Genomic DNA, 15,082 nt, shown 5'->3' with positions numbered 1-15,082 from the left:
TAATGCGACATAGGAAAGTAAAAAATTCGAAAAAATTTTATGCTTTCCTAATAGCCAAAAAGTCTTCCAGGACCCTTAACAGCCCGTCGTTCTGTTCAGCTGAACCAACTGTAATTCTGACAGAAGTCGGAAATCCGAGAGCTTTTCCAGAACGGACAATATATCCTCTTTCTAATAAAAATTGAAATATTTTGTCAGCCTCTACCTGAAAATCAATTAAAATAAAATTGGTTTGCGATGGATAATACTTCAGGTTATGCTCATGACAGAATTCATAAAATTGAGCAAGACCTTGTCGGTTCTTTTCTCTGCATGTTTTGACAAAATCCTGGTCGGCAATTGACGCCGCCGCCGCCATTTGAGCTAAAGCATTAACATTGAAAGGTTCGCGAGCTGGTTCAAGTGCTTTTATAATGCCTGGATTGGCTACCCCATATCCGACCCTTAAAGCGGCTAGGCCGTAAATTTTTGAAAATGTTCTTAAAACAATTAAATTATCATACTTACGCGTTAAGCTGATGGAATCATAGTAATCTTCAGCCACAACGTATTCATGATAAGCTTCATCGAGAACAACAAGAATATGCGGCGGAATCCGATCCAAGAAATTGACTAATTTTTGTTCTGAAATATATGTACCTGTCGGGTTGTTTGGACTGCAAACCCAGATTACATTGGTCTTCTCATCAATCGCAGCAAGCATTGCCTCAAGATCATGTTCACCATGAATCGCAGGAACTTCCTTAATAATCGCTCCCTCAATGACCGCATTATGTTTGTATTGAGAGAAAGTATGCTCAGACATAATCGTGCTTGCATCTGGATGTAATAACGCTCTGGAAATGATTTGAATAAGGTTATCGGACCCGTTTCCAAAAATCAGCTCATCCTCGGAAACATGTAAGAAAGCTGCAAGCTGCTCTCTTAACAAGGTCGCATACCCATCTGGATAGATCGCCAAGCTTGCGGCACTTTGTTGAAGTGCAGCTAACGCCTGCTGCGAGCAGCCAAATGGATTTTCATTTGACGCCAGCTTAACAATATGTTCCAGATGATATTCCCTTTTTACAGACTCTATCGATTTTCCAGGCTGATAAGGGGTCAATGTTAATAATTGCTGTTTAAATCTCATTTATCCCACTCCATTTCTCACATGAATCTAACCGGTGGCTTACCTAAGACTACTGGTCAAGTCTGGACGCAATATTTTTGCTCCATTTAAATATACATGGTTGATTTCATTCTGGGCTGCATCCGTATTTACATGGAGCATAATTCTAATGCACTTCGTTAATGAATCACGAACCGGAATTTCACGCATGCACATGACCGGAACATAAGTCCAGCCTGGAAAATTCCGCAAAACCTTTGAAGGAAAAACGGCATTAAGATCTTCTGTTGTTGAAATAAAGACGGAGGCAACGGATTCAGGCTGGATTTTATTCAGTTCAATTATTTTTGCGATTAACTCTTCGGTCGCGTTAAGAATTTCTTCAGCTTTATTGTTGTTAACCGTCGTCGCTCCTCTGATCCCTCTAATCATAACAACCCACCCTGATTTAAAAATTTTTCATTTGATCTAATAATAGCGAATCGTCAATTTCTCTTAAAACTGGCTTTCCAATTTGCTCAAGTAAAACAAAACGAGCCGTTTCCCCAATAGACTTTTTATCCTGCTTCATTTTAGTAAGCAATTGAGCAGCTGATAGCCCTTTGGGGATCCGGGTTTCGTACCCCAACTTCTCTACCCATGCTTTGAATTCGTCGAAATTAAATGAAAGCCCCTGTATTTCCTGGCTCAGTTTCAATGCAAAAATCATCCCAATCATCACTGATTCACCGTGGGTGAAATTTCCATAGCCCATCTCTGCCTCTATGGCATGCCCAAGCGTATGTCCAAAATTCAAATATGCCCTGATCCCTGTTTCCCTTTCATCCTTGCTGACAAAATCATTTTTTATCTTTATCCCCTTAATTAATGAATAAGATAGCTGCTTGATTGAGAGTGATTGTAAATCATCAATATTTTCCTTCAGCCATTGATAAAATGATAAATCGTGAATCAAAGCATGCTTAATCACCTCGGCGAATCCAGAGCGGATTTCCGTTGCAGGCAGGGTTGTCAGCAGTTCTAAATCATAAAAGACGGCTTCTGGCTGATAAAAAGCACCGATCATATTCTTTCCGAGCGGGTGATTAATTGCTACCTTGCCGCCAACTGCACTGTCATGCGCTAAAATTGTGGTCGGAATTTGAATAAACGGGATGCCTCTCATAAATGATGCGGCGACAAACCCTGACAAATCACCGACAGCACCACCGCCTAATGATAAGATAAGCGACTTTCGATCCAGATGATTTTCAAGAGCAGTCGATAAGGCCTGATAATAAATATCAAAGGTTTTTGCCTTTTCACCGCTTGGAGCTGTATACACAACTGGATTCCACTTTTTCGTGAGCGGAAGGAGTTTGTCGAATATGAAGTTTAGCAACCGTTTCATCGGTCATAATTAACACTCTAGTAAGGTTCGGAAAATGGGCAGTTAAAAAGGCCGGAATATCTTTACAAACCCCTTCTCCAAGAAAAACATTGTATTGTTTAGATTTTGTGCCGATTTGTATTGTCTCCATTAAAAATTCCTCGCAAATTCATGCTGCTTTTTAATTTCTTCGGCAAAGGTATCAAAGCGGTCACTATAAAACTGTTCCACAAGGGCATTGGCCAGCTCCCAAGCCACTGCATGTTCTGCCACCACAGCTGCCGCCGGTACAGCACAACTGTCGGACCGTTCAACACTAGCTGCAAACGGCTCTTTTGTTTCAATATCCACACTCATCAACGGTTTATAAAGAGTCGGTATCGGCTTCATGACACCGCGCACAACAATTGGCATCCCGGTGGTCATTCCACCTTCAAAGCCTCCCAGCCGGTTTGTTTTACGATAATACCCCTGTTTCGGGTCCCAAGCAATCTCATCATGGACTTCACTTCCTGGCTTCCGGGCTGCCTCAAAGCCAATGCCGAATTCAACACCTTTGAAGGCATTGATACTGACGATTGCTGCCGCTAACTTGGCGTTTAATTTACGGTCGTAATGAACATAACTGCCTACCCCCGTTGGCATACCTACAGCGATTACCTCAACGACACCTCCGATAGAGTCGCCATTTTTTTTCGCTTCATCGATCGCATCCATCATTTCCTGCTCGACATTCGGATCAGCCACTCGTACCGGTGAATGTTCTGTCCGCTCTTTTATCTCTTCTAGCGGAAGAGTGCTGGCAGCTTGTGCTTTGATGCCGGCAATTTCCACAACATGGCCGACAATTTCTATCCCAACCAGCGAAAGGAGTTTTTTAGCAACTGCCCCAGCTGCAACTCTTACCGTTGTTTCCCGGGCTGAGGAACGCTCCAAAACATTTCTCATATCTCGGTGTCCATATTTAATGGCGCCGTTTAAATCGGCGTGTCCTGGACGAGCACGAGTAACCTTCCGTTTTATTTCCTCTTCCTGCCCCTCTTGAAGGGGTTCTGAACCCATTATTTTAGTCCAATGTTTCCAGTCATTGTTTTTCACGACTAATGCAACAGGTGAGCCGATGGTCTTTCCATGCCTGACACCTGACATGATTTCGACAGTATCCTTTTCAATTTGCATTCTTCTCCCCCGGCCATAGCCTCTCTGCCTTCTCGCCAGTTCTTCATTAATATCTTGGGCAACTAGCGGCATGCCCGAAGGTAACCCTTCGATAATTGTCGTTAATTGTGGTCCATGGGATTCCCCCGCTGTTAAGTACCTGAGCCCCATTCTCTTTCCCCCTTCAACTCATTAAAGAATTATGTATCAATATATCATATCAAAGGAAATTACTCTAGTAGAATAATTCAGAAAATATCAGGAAATTTTCTATAGAGAAAGAAAAAACACCCGTATGAAAATCATACAGGTGCAGGAGTCGGATTAATAAATCCAATCATTTATTAGCTTGGAATAATCAACTAATTCCGATTCTTTAAAAAACAGGCCGATCTCCCGTTCCGCGCTTTCAGGTGAATCAGAACCATGGATTACGTTTTTGCCAACCGTTAACCCAAAATCTCCACGGATCGTACCAGGTGCAGCATCTTTCGGGTTTGTTGAACCCATCATTTGACGGGCTGTGGCTATGACATTTTCACCTTGCCACACCATTGCAAATACTGGACCAGATGTAATAAAATCAACTAATTCGCCAAAAAATGGACGTTCTTTATGTTCGCCATAGTGCTTCTCGGCCAATTCAACAGGAATGCTCATTAACTTGGCTCCTACAAGTTGAAATCCCTTTTTCTCAAAACGGGCAACAATTTCCCCTATCAAATTACGCTGTACCCCGTCAGGCTTTACCATTAGAAACGTTTTCTCCATCAATTCCACTCCTAAATCAATATGTATATGATATTCATAAGAACAATCAGGAAAATAGTAACATTAATTAGACACTTTTTCAATAACCTTAAGTAAGCTTAAAATTTCCGTCTTCCAATAAACTTGGCAATGTCACGCAGGGCTTTTTTTGCTTTATTATCCGGCAATTCGTCAAGAATCCTTAAAGCTTTATCTAGGTACTGGTCACTTAGTGCGACTGATTTGGCAATCGCCCCTGATTGTTTGATTAAAGTGATAATCTTGCCAATTTCTGCAGCAGTCATATTTTCATGAACTGTTTCAATGGCCTTCTTGATTTCCTTATTTTCCATCGCAAACAGGGCAGGTGCCGTAATATTTCCCTGCAGGAGGTCACCTCCAGCCGGTTTTCCCAATTCCTTTTCTGTCCCCGTAAAATCCAAGATATCATCAATAATTTGATAGGACATACCAACAAAATAACCAAACAGGTACAGTTTTTTATGGACTGATTCTTCTACGTTAGCCGCTATTGCACCTAACTGACAGCTCGCAGCGATAAGCAAAGCGGTCTTTCGTTTAATTCTGCGAAGATAATCCCGCAGGTTTTGATTAAAACGGTATTTATCTTTAATCTGCTGTATTTCTCCGACCGTCACTTGCACCATAGTATTGGCCAGTATTTTATGGGCTTCTGGATTTTTGATATTTGTCATCAATTTGAGTGCAAGAGCAAAAACAAAATCACCTGTATACATTGCCGTTTGGCTGTCCCACTTTGCTTTCACAGTAGGCTGTCCCCTGCGAAGATCGGCATCATCAATCACATCATCATGTACCAGTGAAGCCATATGGATTAATTCAAGAGCGACCGCGACATTTTTCATCACATTAATGTCATAATCGCCATATTTACCAGCAAGCAAAACAAAAACAGGACGAATTCTTTTTCCTCCAGCCTGCAATGTGTGCATTGAAGCTTGTTTTAAAAGAAGAGACCTTGCTTGAATCGTCTCTCCCAGCTCTTTCTCAATAATATTGATATCCGAATTCAAAAATGAATACATCATTTTTAATTTCATTTGTATTCACCCGAGCTTTCATCCTGTTTCGTAACATTCTCTATCTTTTATAACCAATATGGACAGCAGCTGCACCGCCACTGTACGGCTTATATTTTACATCTTTTAATCCTGCTTGTTGAAACAATTGGGCTAATTCTTTCATCCCTGGAAAATCACGTGCTGATTCTTGAAGCCATGAATATTCCTTGTAGCTTTTGGCGAGAATTTTCCCGAATAATGGCATAATGAAGCGAAAGTAAAAGAAAAAAAGCTGCCTGTAGCCAATTAAGGTAGGCTGGGAAGTTTCAAGGCAGACCACTTTTCCACCCATTTTGACAACCCGACGCATTTCTTTTAATACCTGCAGATAGTCAGGAACATTTCGCAAGCCAAAACCGATGGTAACATAATCAAAGCTATTATCGGGAAACGGGAGCTCCATCGCATTACCATGGATTAATTTCACCTGTTTTAGACCCAAATGCTCCACTTTTTCTCTTCCGACCTTTAACATATTTTCACTAAAGTCCAAACCGGTGACTTCCCCAGCTGGACCAACAGCCTCTGCCAAAGCAATCGTCCAATCAGCTGTACCGCAGCAAACGTCAAGCGCTTTAGAACCAGGCTGTACATCCATTCGTTTCATCGTATCCTTCCGCCACCTGAGATGCTGTTGGAAACTGATGACTGAGTTCATTTTATCATAGTCTTCGGAAATACTTTCAAACACATGATGAACCCGTTCTTCTTTCGATTGCTGCATTTTTTACCCTTCCTCCAAAAAAGTTTTTACATATGGCTGGTGTTGTTTTACCAGAAACCCAATTCTGCTTTCAAGGAACTCGTTTAAGAAAGGAATCTTGTTCATTCCATCTTCAATTGTTTGTTTCGTTCGATCAAGAAGTTGATCGTATACGTTGATTAAATGAGATTGTTGTTTATCCGTTAGTTCAGATAAATGGACGTTATCATGAGAATTAATGATATGCATTATTGCTTCGAAAACAATTGACCATTTCCGTTGAACATACTGTTTTTTTTCTGCAAGTAACCGTTTAAACAGTAATATATTGGCTGTTTGCTCATTCCATAAGTCCAGTTGAAAGTAGTTCGCAAAGTTTTTAAGCAATGCGCTTTCAAGTGACTTTATATTATTCATTAAGTTTTCGAGGCTATCTGATTCTTTATGGTAAACGGCAATTTTGTGTTCGTTCACTTCTTTAACACCATTAGAAAGTGTTTTAATCATCATAATTTCTTCCGAATCTGCCAAAAGCTTATAGTAAAGACCGCTGTAATAATCCCCAGCTAAAACCGTCAATTGCCGGCTTTTTTCATTACCTGTTTTCTCGGAGATATGTTCGTGGGTATCGAGAGCGGTTTGGATCAGCATGGTGGAAAGTGTGTAATTCTCTAGTTTCGCAATCGGTAATTCGAGAAGGTCAGCTATTGAAACTAAAATGAGCAGTTTGTCCTCATCAATGATCGGAGTTTCAATATGTTTTAGCAAATAATTGTCAAAAACATACTTTTCAACCTTCCCTTTCATCCAGGTAAATTTTTGTCGAATTTCTTGCACCCAAATCACACCCTTGCTTCCCCAAAAATAAAATTCTATATGTATTGTTTAACCTATTAAGAAAGAAAAATTCGAGCCCATTGAACTTTTCATATCTGACTTTTCCATTAAACAAGGCAGAAACCATTATAACATAAAAGAATTTTTTATGGGCTGAATTTACAAAATAAATAATTTCCACTTTCAATAAACCATTTTTGGGATAAATTTATTTCTTTTGCTCACTATTTATTTCGCCGAATTGGGTTAGAATTTGTGCATTCCCTCTAATTTTGATGGCAGATGTATGTTCCGTAAATTGGGCGACAAGCACTTCCCCTTTGTCGAGCTTTTCCGAATGATGAAATTTGGTGTCGGTTCCCCTCGTTAACCCAATCACGTTGACACCATCATCATTTGCTTTAATAACCACATAATCGTTTGTTTGTAACTGCCGCTTTTCCATTCTGGTCACCTCAACCTGTTTGATTAATTTTTAATTAAGGAGAGTATTTCTGATCGAGCTGCACGGTCCTCTGCAAGTGTTCCGCGAACGGAAGTCGTCACTGTTTTGGAACCCGGTTTTTTTACCCCTCTCATGGTCATACACATATGTTCTGCTTCGACAACAACCATAACTCCATGGGGCTCCAATTTTTCCATAATGCTATCAGCAATCGTTGACGTAATTCGTTCCTGCAGCTGTGGTCTACGGGAAATGGCTTCCACCGCTCGCGCTAACTTGCTTAAGCCGGTAACGCGGCCATTTTGCGGAATATAAGCAACATGTGCTTTGCCAAAAAACGGGACAAGGTGATGTTCACACATCGAATAAAATGGGATATCTTTTACCAAAACAAGCTCTTCATGATCTTCACTAAAAATGGTTTCAAAATATTGTTTGGGATCTTCCTTTAAGCCGTTGAACACTTCTTCATACATTTTTGCCACCCGTTTTGGTGTATCAAGCAACCCCTCACGGTTGGGATCTTCACCAATTGCTTCCAATATTAAACGTACCGCCTCTTCTATTTGGGTACGATTGACCTCTGACATTTCGATTCCTCCCACGCCTGTCGTAAAAAAGTTGACAAATTCAATATACATATTAGCACAATCCTTTCAATGCAGGCAAAAAAATAAAATGGATATACCCCTAAGATTGCATCCAAAAACACCGATCATGTACCCGGTTAAGCAAACAAAAGAAAAAAGGCCATGGACAATGCATGCCATGACCTTTTGCCTAAGCGTTCACTTAAAGCAACATATATGTAATTATTTTACAGCATCTTTAAGTGCTTTACCTGGTTTGAAAGCAGGAACTTTGCTAGCACTAATTTCGATTTCCTCGCCAGTTTGAGGATTACGACCCTTGCGTGCAGCACGCTCGCGTACTTCAAAGTTACCAAATCCAATAAGTTGTACCTTATCACCATTTTTTAAAGCATCTAGAATTGTATCAAAAACAGCATCAACTGCTTTTGTAGCGTCTTTCTTTGAAAGTTCGCCAGCCTCAGCTACCTTATTAATAAGTTCTGTCTTGTTCATGCCATTCACCTCCTCCCAAAGATTAATCAGATAAATGAGATTACTTATCTACATTTCTAAACAATTTTTCTAATTTCTATACGTCAAAGCGCTATTTTAACATGAAAGCCCAAAAAATAATTAGCTTTTTTTAGCATCAATCAAGTTTTAAGGCAAAATCCTATCATATAAGGGTTTTAAGCACTATAACGTAATCTGTTAAAAGATTATCACAATCAATTAAGCATATCAAGAAGAATTCATGAAATAAAAGCAAACTTTTCTTCACAACTTAAAAAGGGACCCGCTTCGGAGCCCCTTGTCTAAAGGATGATGGCAATCAATCCGCCTGATCCTTCATTAATGATTCTTTCTAATGTTTCTTTTAATTTATATCTGGCATTTTCCGGCATCAATGAAAGCTTTGCTTGAATTCCTTCGCGAACAATCGAACTTAAACTACGTCCAAAAATATCTGAATTCCATATGGACAGCGGATCATCCTCAAAATCTTGCATTAAATAGCGAACAAGCTCTTCACTTTGTTTTTCAGTCCCAATAATCGGTGCAAATTCCGATTCAACATCGACTTTAATCATATGGATCGAAGGAGCAACTGCTTTTAGTCTCACACCGAAACGGGCACCTTGACGAATGATTTCCGGCTCCTCCAAGCTCATATCGGATAGCGTTGGTGAAGCTATTCCGTATCCGGTTTGTTTCACCATTTTTAAGGCATCAGCGATATGATCATATTCCGCCTTTGCATGGGCAAAATCCTGCATTAACTCTAATAAATGATCTTTACCTCTAATTTCAACACCAACGATTTCTTTTAAAATATCATCATATAGTTCATCAGGTGCGAATAAATCAATTTCGGCGACTCCTGTGCCCATTTCAACACCGGCTAGTCCGGCTCTGTCGATAAAATCATATTCACTGAAATGTTGCACAACCTGGTCAACATCTCTTAATCTCTTAATATCTTTGACCGTTTCTTTTACGGCCTCCTGATAGCTTTCCCTGAGCCAATGGTTTTCTTTCAATACCATCACCCAGCTTGGAAGATTGACGTTTACCTCGAGGACAGGGAACTCATAAAGCGCTTCCCGAAGGACATTAAGACAATCGCTTTCACGCATGCTTTCCACACTCATCGCCAAGACCGGAATGTCATATTTTTCCGCTAAATTCGCTCTTAACGTTTCCGTGCTTGGATGGTATGGCTGGGCGCTGTTTACCACCATGATAAATGGTTTTCCGACTTCCTTCAGTTCTTCAATAACTCTTTCCTCTGCTTCGATATAATTGCTTCTTGGAATTTCTCCAATCGTTCCATCCGTTGTTACGACAACTCCGATGGTTGAATGTTCTTGGATTACCTTTCTCGTACCAATTTCAGCCGCCTCGTGAAATGGAATCGGTTCCTCATACCATGGAGTGTTAATCATTCTCGGTCCATTTTCATCCTCATAACCTTTGGCACCTGGTACAGTATAGCCAACGCAATCGACCAGTCTTATGTTTACATCCAAGCCTTCATCAACGTGAACAGTGGCTGCCTGATTGGGAACAAATTTTGGCTCTGTTGTCATGATGGTTTTCCCGGCAGCACTTTGCGGCAGTTCATTCTGTGCCCGAGACCTCTCTGCTTCACTGTTTATATTCGGTAAAACGACCAGCTCCATAAATTTCTTAATAAATGTGGATTTCCCGGTCCGTACTGCACCGACTACTCCTAAATAGATATCGCCGCCTGTTCTTTCGGCTATATCTTTAAAAATATCGACCTTTTCCAAGTGATCCCCTCCCGATCATAGACTAAAGTGGGATAATTTCATCCATTAGGTATTTTAGGACAGTATATGTTTATGACGTTGTCCTATCCTGTTATGACAGTTTTGTAAAATTTTCTCCCTCCTTCTTACCTATTCATAAGTTATTTAGTATCTATCTTGTTTTAAATTCAATTGAATTGGAGGGTTTCTATTTAAAATTCGGGATTGTGAACTTAATTATAATAGTCAACTATTTTCAGCAAAAAACCCTTCTCCTACAATATATTTTGCAGAAAAAGGGTTATGACAAAAATTAAAAATCGATGACATATCTAGCTAAATGGATGTAGTCAACTAAGATATTAAAGAAATCAGTTTTATTTTTCGAGAAAAATCGGTTCTTTCGTTTTCGCATCGACCGTATAGGGCAATGAATACGCTGGAACAAACATCGAATCATCAACTAAAATAGAGCGGATATCCTCACCAGGCTTTAATGGTTTATGATTTTTTTTGATAGCCTCGTAAAGGTCGGGTCGATAATCCACATATACCTCCGCTTTGGTATTCACAACAAATGACAGGTTTTTATTTGTAAAAGGACTGGTTACAAATGGGGGCTGTTCATACCCCAGTTTTTTAAAATCAAGTGAATAAATATTTTTAGCAATTTCCTTTTTAAAAGGTGGATAACCATTTGTTTTAATCCTTAAATTGATATCACGAATGGCCTCAGCTGTCCTTAGATCAAGCAATTTAACAGTTGGATCCGTTTCCACGTTTACCAGTACATACTGAAACACCCCGCCGCTCTCAAATGCGTTTCCTGGGGGCTCAGCGATGTATTTTGGAGCAATTTTCTTAAAATCAATCGGATACTTTTGATAAATTGGTGTTGTCGCATCCTTTGTTTTGATGGGAAGAATCCCGCCGTTATCCTTTCTAAATGAATCTACAGCCGTTTGCACCGTTTTTATTTGCTCCTTATAAGGGACTTGATTCTGTGCAAGGTTTTCTTTCGGATACATACATCCAGCCAGTAGAAAAGTAGTAAAAGCTATTAGACAACCAAGCAATTTCCTTTTCATTTAATCACCTTTATTGTTATGTATTTATTCCACTTTACGCTAAGAACACAATCAGCAACGTCAAACCGGCACAGATCATAAAGATATAAGCGAGAACTGCCGTAACAAGCCGAAGGAAACCATGCAGTTTATATCTGCTTAAATAAATCGTAATAATAGCCAAAAACATTAAACCCATACCGGCAATCGAAATCCACATTTTCAGCATACCTGGTGACAACTTTACCCCCCCTTTAATCGATTGTTATTATAGCATAGAAAGGCGAGATGCATAAAAAAAAGCTAAAGTAAAGGGGGCGTAAACTTTACTTTAGCAACGTTTAGACTAAAATTACCCATTCTCCAGGCGTCATACTACCAATTTGCTTCGCTTGCATTGTATGCATCTTTAAGAAAAAACGTCTCGACGAACGCCCAAATAGCTAATAAAAAGGGCTCTCTTTTTCAATTAAATTCCGTTTAATCGATTCTTTCTTCTAGTATATTAACTAAATCTTCCATCTCGTGCGTTTTTCCCGGGACATAAGTATTTCCGCTGCATCCTTTGCATCTTTGCCATTAAAAAGAACTTCATACAAAGCCGCAGTAATCGGCATTTTGACATCATATTTTTTGGAGAGCTGATAGGCAGCCTTCGTTGTCCTTACCCCTTCGACGACCATTCCCATGCTATCAAGCACCTCATCAAGTGACTTTCCTTTTCCAAGCATATTACCCGCTCTCCAGTTTCTCGAATGGACGCTCGTACAGGTGACAATTAAATCACCAATGCCGGCTAAACCGGAAAATGTTAACGGGTTTGCGCCCATCTTCGTGCCAAGCCGGGCAATTTCTGCTAACCCTCTGGTCATCAATGCCGCCTTTGCATTATCACCATAGCCGAGACCGTCGGTAATCCCGGCTGCCAAGGCAATAATATTTTTTAATGCACCGCCTATTTCCACTCCAATGACATCGGAATTAGTGTAGACACGAAAGTTATTGTTAATGAATAAATCCTGAATTTTTTCTGCAGCCGCCATATTTTCCGAGGTTACCGCAACCGTAGTCGGATGTCTTAAGCTTACCTCTTCGGCATGACTGGGACCGGAAAGAACAACAACATCCTTAAGGAGTTCTGCCGGCATTTCTTCCTTGATCATTTCGGAAATTCTTAGTAACGTATCCGGCTCAATTCCTTTACTTACATGAGCGATCGTGATGGGTGCCGTTAACACTTCACGCATTTTCCCAATTACTTCGCGAATTGCCTTAGTAGGTACGGCTAGAACGACTGTTTCAATACCGGCTAAAGCATCACTCAGAGAAGCATAGCCGGTAATTAACTCCGAAAGAGAAATTCCCGGCAAATATTTTTTATTGGTGTGGGCCTCATTAATTTCTTTAACTTGTTCTTCATTATGGCTCCATAAGCGCACTGCATGATCATTATCTGCTAGAACCATTGCCAATGCCGTTCCCCAGCTGCCGGCTCCAATAACAGTAATAACCTCCTTCTTGTTCTGCATAACATTCACTCTCCTTCGTTTATTTTCTTTCCCTGGCAAATATTTTGATCGGTGTCCCTTCAAATCCAAAAGCATCCCTAATCCGATTTTCCAAAAAACGCTCGTAGGAAAAGTGCAATAATTCTGGTTCATTCACAAATATAACAAATGTTGGCGGTTTAACAGAAACTTGGGTAGCATAAAAGATTTTTAACCGTTTACCTTTATCTGTCGGCGTTGGATTCATTGCCACAGCATCCATAATAATATCGTTCAAAACACTTGTCTCAACCCGCATCGAGTGATTTTGGCTGGCAAGATTAATCATTGGCAAAAGCGTATGGATCCGTTTCTTTGTTTTAGCTGATAAAAAGACAATGGGTGCATAATCCAAGAATAAAAAATGATCCCTGATTTTTTGTTCGAACTCCTTCATCGTCTTCTCATCTTTTTCAACAGCATCCCATTTATTGACAACGATGACGACAGCCCTGCCGGCTTCATGTGCATATCCGGCAATTTTTTTATCCTGTTCAATAATACCCTCTTCAGCATTCAGAACCACCAAGACAACATCGGAGCGTTCGATTGCCCTTAACGCTCGAAGAACGCTGTACTTTTCAGTTGTCTCGTATACCTTGCCTTTTTTTCTGATTCCTGCAGTATCAATGATCGAATATTTTTGACCATTATACGTATAGGGAGTATCAATTGCATCCCTTGTTGTTCCAGCAATATGACTGACAATGACACGTTCCTCGCCCAAAATGGCGTTTACCAATGAAGATTTTCCGACATTTGGCCGGCCAATGAGCGAAAACTTAATAACATCATCAGCATACTCCGCTTCTTCTGTTTTTGGAAAGTATTTTGCTGCTGCATCTAATAAATCTCCTATCCCTAATCCATGGGACCCCGAAATCGGGATAGGTTCACCAAAACCCAGCGTATAAAAATCATAAATTTGATCACGCATTTCCGGATTATCAATTTTGTTTACCCCAAGAATGACAGGCTTCTTCGTTTTATACAGAATCTTTGCGACTTCTTCATCAGCAGGTGTAACCCCTTCTCTGCCATTCGTTAAAAATATAATGACATCTGCCTCATCCATGGCTATTTCGGCTTGCTGACGGATTTGCTCTAAAAACGGCTCATCACCAATATCAATGCCTCCTGTGTCAATAATATTAAAATCATGAGAAAGCCACTCTCCAGAGCTATAGATACGATCTCGCGTTACCCCTGGAACATCCTCAACAATGGAAATCCTTTCGCCCACAATTCTATTAAATATGGTGGATTTCCCGACATTCGGTCTGCCGACAATGGCAATAACAGGTTTTACCATACCAATCGCCGTCCTTTCTATACCAATAATAAACATCAACCATTTTACCATGTAAGTGTTAATGAAAAGAAACCCTTCTGGTACATAGAAGGGCCAACCTTTATAGTGTAGCAAATGTTAATCCTTACCCGCAATGGAAAGGATTGTGACAATTGAATCATGAAGACCTTTGCTTCGCTTTCTCATAATGTTGCAGCTGGTTCTGCAGGAAAGTACCTAAATTTTCTAATAAGCTCCAGCATACTAGTAATGCTGAAGTTAAGGAACAAACATCCAAGTAAGCAAAACCACCAACCGAATAGGGAATTTGCAGTTTATTTAAAACAAACGCCGTTAGAAACTCTCCCTGCATTGTACCACTTACAGCGATTACAATTCTCCCTTGCAATTTTTTTTGTAAAAGGATGGTTAAAAAGCACATGCCTATACTGATCAGCCATTCTTTTTTTAAAATAACCCAGATTGGGTCAAAAATTTCAAATAAATGAAACGAAACATAGGCGATCGAAATAATTAAGGCACAAATAGAATAATAAATGATAGCCGTAAATTTTTCATTAGCAATAAAAAAGTAAGAAAATAATAGTAACAATATTCCACTCCAGGTTATCTCAAATCTTCCCAGAAACAAATGACTATTAGACAAAATGATAACAATTAAAATAATGGCTGCCAGTTTGAGGCGATATTGGTTTGATTTCTCCATCATAAACGTTACATACACCCAAAAGATCCAAAAGATCCAATAAAACATTGCCCCTTCCAAGCGATTCACCTCCGATTACTTCTATTATGGGTATCCCATAGGCAGTTTCATACTACCAGGAATAATATT

The 15,082-nt window shown here is 40.0% G+C and carries 17 protein-coding genes and 1 pseudogene; all 18 read right to left on the bottom strand.

Features of this window, described 5'->3' with window-relative positions; genetic code table 11:
• Window positions 1–37: 37 nt before the first annotated feature.
• The 18 genes and pseudogenes from hisC to RCG24_RS02805 all read right to left on the bottom strand — a co-directional run bounded on the left by hisC (window position 38) and on the right by RCG24_RS02805 (window position 15,022).
• A complete protein-coding gene (gene hisC / locus RCG24_RS02890; protein WP_308078286.1) occupies window positions 38–1,132 on the bottom strand; it encodes a histidinol-phosphate transaminase in 1,095 nt (364 codons plus the stop codon).
• A gap of 39 nt (window positions 1,133–1,171) precedes the next feature.
• On the bottom strand, window positions 1,172–1,543 hold the full coding sequence (aroH, locus tag RCG24_RS02885) for a chorismate mutase (RefSeq protein WP_202655394.1): 372 nt from the start codon (window positions 1,541–1,543) through the stop codon (window positions 1,172–1,174).
• Between the two features lie 16 nt (window positions 1,544–1,559).
• On the bottom strand, window positions 1,560–2,435 hold the full coding sequence (gene aroB, locus RCG24_RS02880; RefSeq protein ID WP_308078285.1) for a 3-dehydroquinate synthase: 876 nt from the start codon (window positions 2,433–2,435) through the stop codon (window positions 1,560–1,562).
• Window positions 2,413–2,631, bottom strand: a complete 219-nt coding sequence (locus RCG24_RS02875; RefSeq protein WP_308078284.1) for a hypothetical protein — start codon at window positions 2,629–2,631, stop codon at window positions 2,413–2,415. Before RCG24_RS02875 ends, aroB begins: the two co-directional genes overlap by 23 nt.
• Entirely contained in the window at window positions 2,631–3,809 is a 1,179-nt protein-coding gene (gene aroC, locus RCG24_RS02870) for a chorismate synthase (protein WP_308078283.1), read from the bottom strand. Before aroC ends, RCG24_RS02875 begins: the two co-directional genes overlap by 1 nt.
• A 153-nt stretch (window positions 3,810–3,962) precedes the next feature.
• Complete coding sequence (ndk, locus tag RCG24_RS02865) at window positions 3,963–4,409, bottom strand: nucleoside-diphosphate kinase (RefSeq protein ID WP_308078282.1); 447 nt, start codon at window positions 4,407–4,409, stop codon at window positions 3,963–3,965.
• A gap of 98 nt (window positions 4,410–4,507) precedes the next feature.
• The gene (hepT, locus tag RCG24_RS02860; RefSeq protein WP_308078281.1) at window positions 4,508–5,470 is read right to left on the bottom strand and encodes a heptaprenyl diphosphate synthase component II; all 963 of its coding nucleotides are present in this window, start codon (window positions 5,468–5,470) and stop codon (window positions 4,508–4,510) included.
• 40 nt (window positions 5,471–5,510) lie between these two features.
• The gene (locus RCG24_RS02855; RefSeq protein WP_308078280.1) at window positions 5,511–6,215 is read right to left on the bottom strand and encodes a demethylmenaquinone methyltransferase; all 705 of its coding nucleotides are present in this window, start codon (window positions 6,213–6,215) and stop codon (window positions 5,511–5,513) included.
• Between the two features lie 3 nt (window positions 6,216–6,218).
• Window positions 6,219–7,031 carry a heptaprenyl diphosphate synthase component 1 gene (locus tag RCG24_RS02850; RefSeq protein WP_308078279.1) on the bottom strand — a complete coding sequence of 271 codons (813 nt, stop codon included), beginning with the start codon at window positions 7,029–7,031 and terminating at the stop codon, window positions 6,219–6,221.
• A 208-nt stretch (window positions 7,032–7,239) separates the two neighbouring features.
• Window positions 7,240–7,476 carry a trp RNA-binding attenuation protein MtrB gene (mtrB, locus tag RCG24_RS02845; RefSeq protein WP_202655387.1) on the bottom strand — a complete coding sequence of 79 codons (237 nt, stop codon included), beginning with the start codon at window positions 7,474–7,476 and terminating at the stop codon, window positions 7,240–7,242.
• A 23-nt stretch (window positions 7,477–7,499) separates the two neighbouring features.
• Window positions 7,500–8,066 (bottom strand): GTP cyclohydrolase I FolE, encoded by a 567-nt coding sequence (gene folE, locus RCG24_RS02840; protein WP_202655386.1) that lies wholly within the window; start codon window positions 8,064–8,066, stop codon window positions 7,500–7,502.
• Window positions 8,067–8,288: 222 nt separating this feature from the next.
• Window positions 8,289–8,561 (bottom strand): HU family DNA-binding protein, encoded by a 273-nt coding sequence (locus RCG24_RS02835; protein WP_202655385.1) that lies wholly within the window; start codon window positions 8,559–8,561, stop codon window positions 8,289–8,291.
• 302 nt (window positions 8,562–8,863) lie between these two features.
• Window positions 8,864–10,342, bottom strand: coding sequence for a stage IV sporulation protein A (gene spoIVA, locus RCG24_RS02830; RefSeq protein WP_308078278.1), 1,479 nt, complete (start codon window positions 10,340–10,342; stop codon window positions 8,864–8,866).
• A gap of 356 nt (window positions 10,343–10,698) precedes the next feature.
• Window positions 10,699–11,409 (bottom strand): hypothetical protein, encoded by a 711-nt coding sequence (locus tag RCG24_RS02825; RefSeq protein WP_202655383.1) that lies wholly within the window; start codon window positions 11,407–11,409, stop codon window positions 10,699–10,701.
• A gap of 34 nt (window positions 11,410–11,443) precedes the next feature.
• Window positions 11,444–11,629, bottom strand: a complete 186-nt coding sequence (locus RCG24_RS02820; protein WP_202655382.1) for a DUF2768 domain-containing protein — start codon at window positions 11,627–11,629, stop codon at window positions 11,444–11,446.
• Between the two features lie 239 nt (window positions 11,630–11,868).
• Window positions 11,869–12,917: pseudogene (locus RCG24_RS02815) on the bottom strand (NAD(P)H-dependent glycerol-3-phosphate dehydrogenase).
• A 19-nt stretch (window positions 12,918–12,936) separates the two neighbouring features.
• Window positions 12,937–14,247: a ribosome biogenesis GTPase Der gene (der, locus tag RCG24_RS02810; RefSeq protein WP_308079099.1), complete on the bottom strand. Its 1,311-nt coding sequence runs from the start codon at window positions 14,245–14,247 to the stop codon at window positions 12,937–12,939.
• A 157-nt stretch (window positions 14,248–14,404) separates the two neighbouring features.
• Window positions 14,405–15,022: a YphA family membrane protein gene (locus tag RCG24_RS02805; protein ID WP_308078277.1), complete on the bottom strand. Its 618-nt coding sequence runs from the start codon at window positions 15,020–15,022 to the stop codon at window positions 14,405–14,407.
• Window positions 15,023–15,082: the final 60 nt, after the last annotated feature.

The sequence above is a fragment of the Neobacillus sp. OS1-32 genome, assembly GCF_030915425.1.
Taxonomy (GTDB): Bacteria; Bacillota; Bacilli; order Bacillales; family Cytobacillaceae; genus Neobacillus; species Neobacillus paridis.
This window is presented reverse-complemented; position numbering and strand designations above follow the sequence as displayed.

Bases quoted from the DNA above. Each gene is read 5' to 3' on its own strand.
- mtrB (WP_202655387.1), bottom strand. From the start codon at position 7,476: ATGGAAAAGCGGCAGTTACAAACAAACGATTATGTGGTTATTAAAGCA.
- folE (WP_202655386.1), bottom strand. From the start codon at position 8,066: ATGTCAGAGGTCAATCGTACCCAAATAGAAGAGGCGGTACGTTTAATA.
- RCG24_RS02825 (WP_202655383.1), bottom strand. From the start codon at position 11,409: ATGAAAAGGAAATTGCTTGGTTGTCTAATAGCTTTTACTACTTTTCTA.
- aroC (WP_308078283.1), bottom strand. From the start codon at position 3,809: ATGGGGCTCAGGTACTTAACAGCGGGGGAATCCCATGGACCACAATTA.
- RCG24_RS02835 (WP_202655385.1), bottom strand. From the start codon at position 8,561: ATGAACAAGACAGAACTTATTAATAAGGTAGCTGAGGCTGGCGAACTT.
- RCG24_RS02855 (WP_308078280.1), bottom strand. From the start codon at position 6,215: ATGCAGCAATCGAAAGAAGAACGGGTTCATCATGTGTTTGAAAGTATT.
- RCG24_RS02875 (WP_308078284.1), bottom strand. From the start codon at position 2,631: ATGGAGACAATACAAATCGGCACAAAATCTAAACAATACAATGTTTTT.
- ndk (WP_308078282.1), bottom strand. From the start codon at position 4,409: ATGGAGAAAACGTTTCTAATGGTAAAGCCTGACGGGGTACAGCGTAAT.
- der (WP_308079099.1), bottom strand. From the start codon at position 14,247: ATGGTAAAACCTGTTATTGCCATTGTCGGCAGACCGAATGTCGGGAAA.
- hisC (WP_308078286.1), bottom strand. From the start codon at position 1,132: ATGAGATTTAAACAGCAATTATTAACATTGACCCCTTATCAGCCTGGA.
- aroH (WP_202655394.1), bottom strand. From the start codon at position 1,543: ATGATTAGAGGGATCAGAGGAGCGACGACGGTTAACAACAATAAAGCT.
- hepT (WP_308078281.1), bottom strand. From the start codon at position 5,470: ATGAAATTAAAAATGATGTATTCATTTTTGAATTCGGATATCAATATT.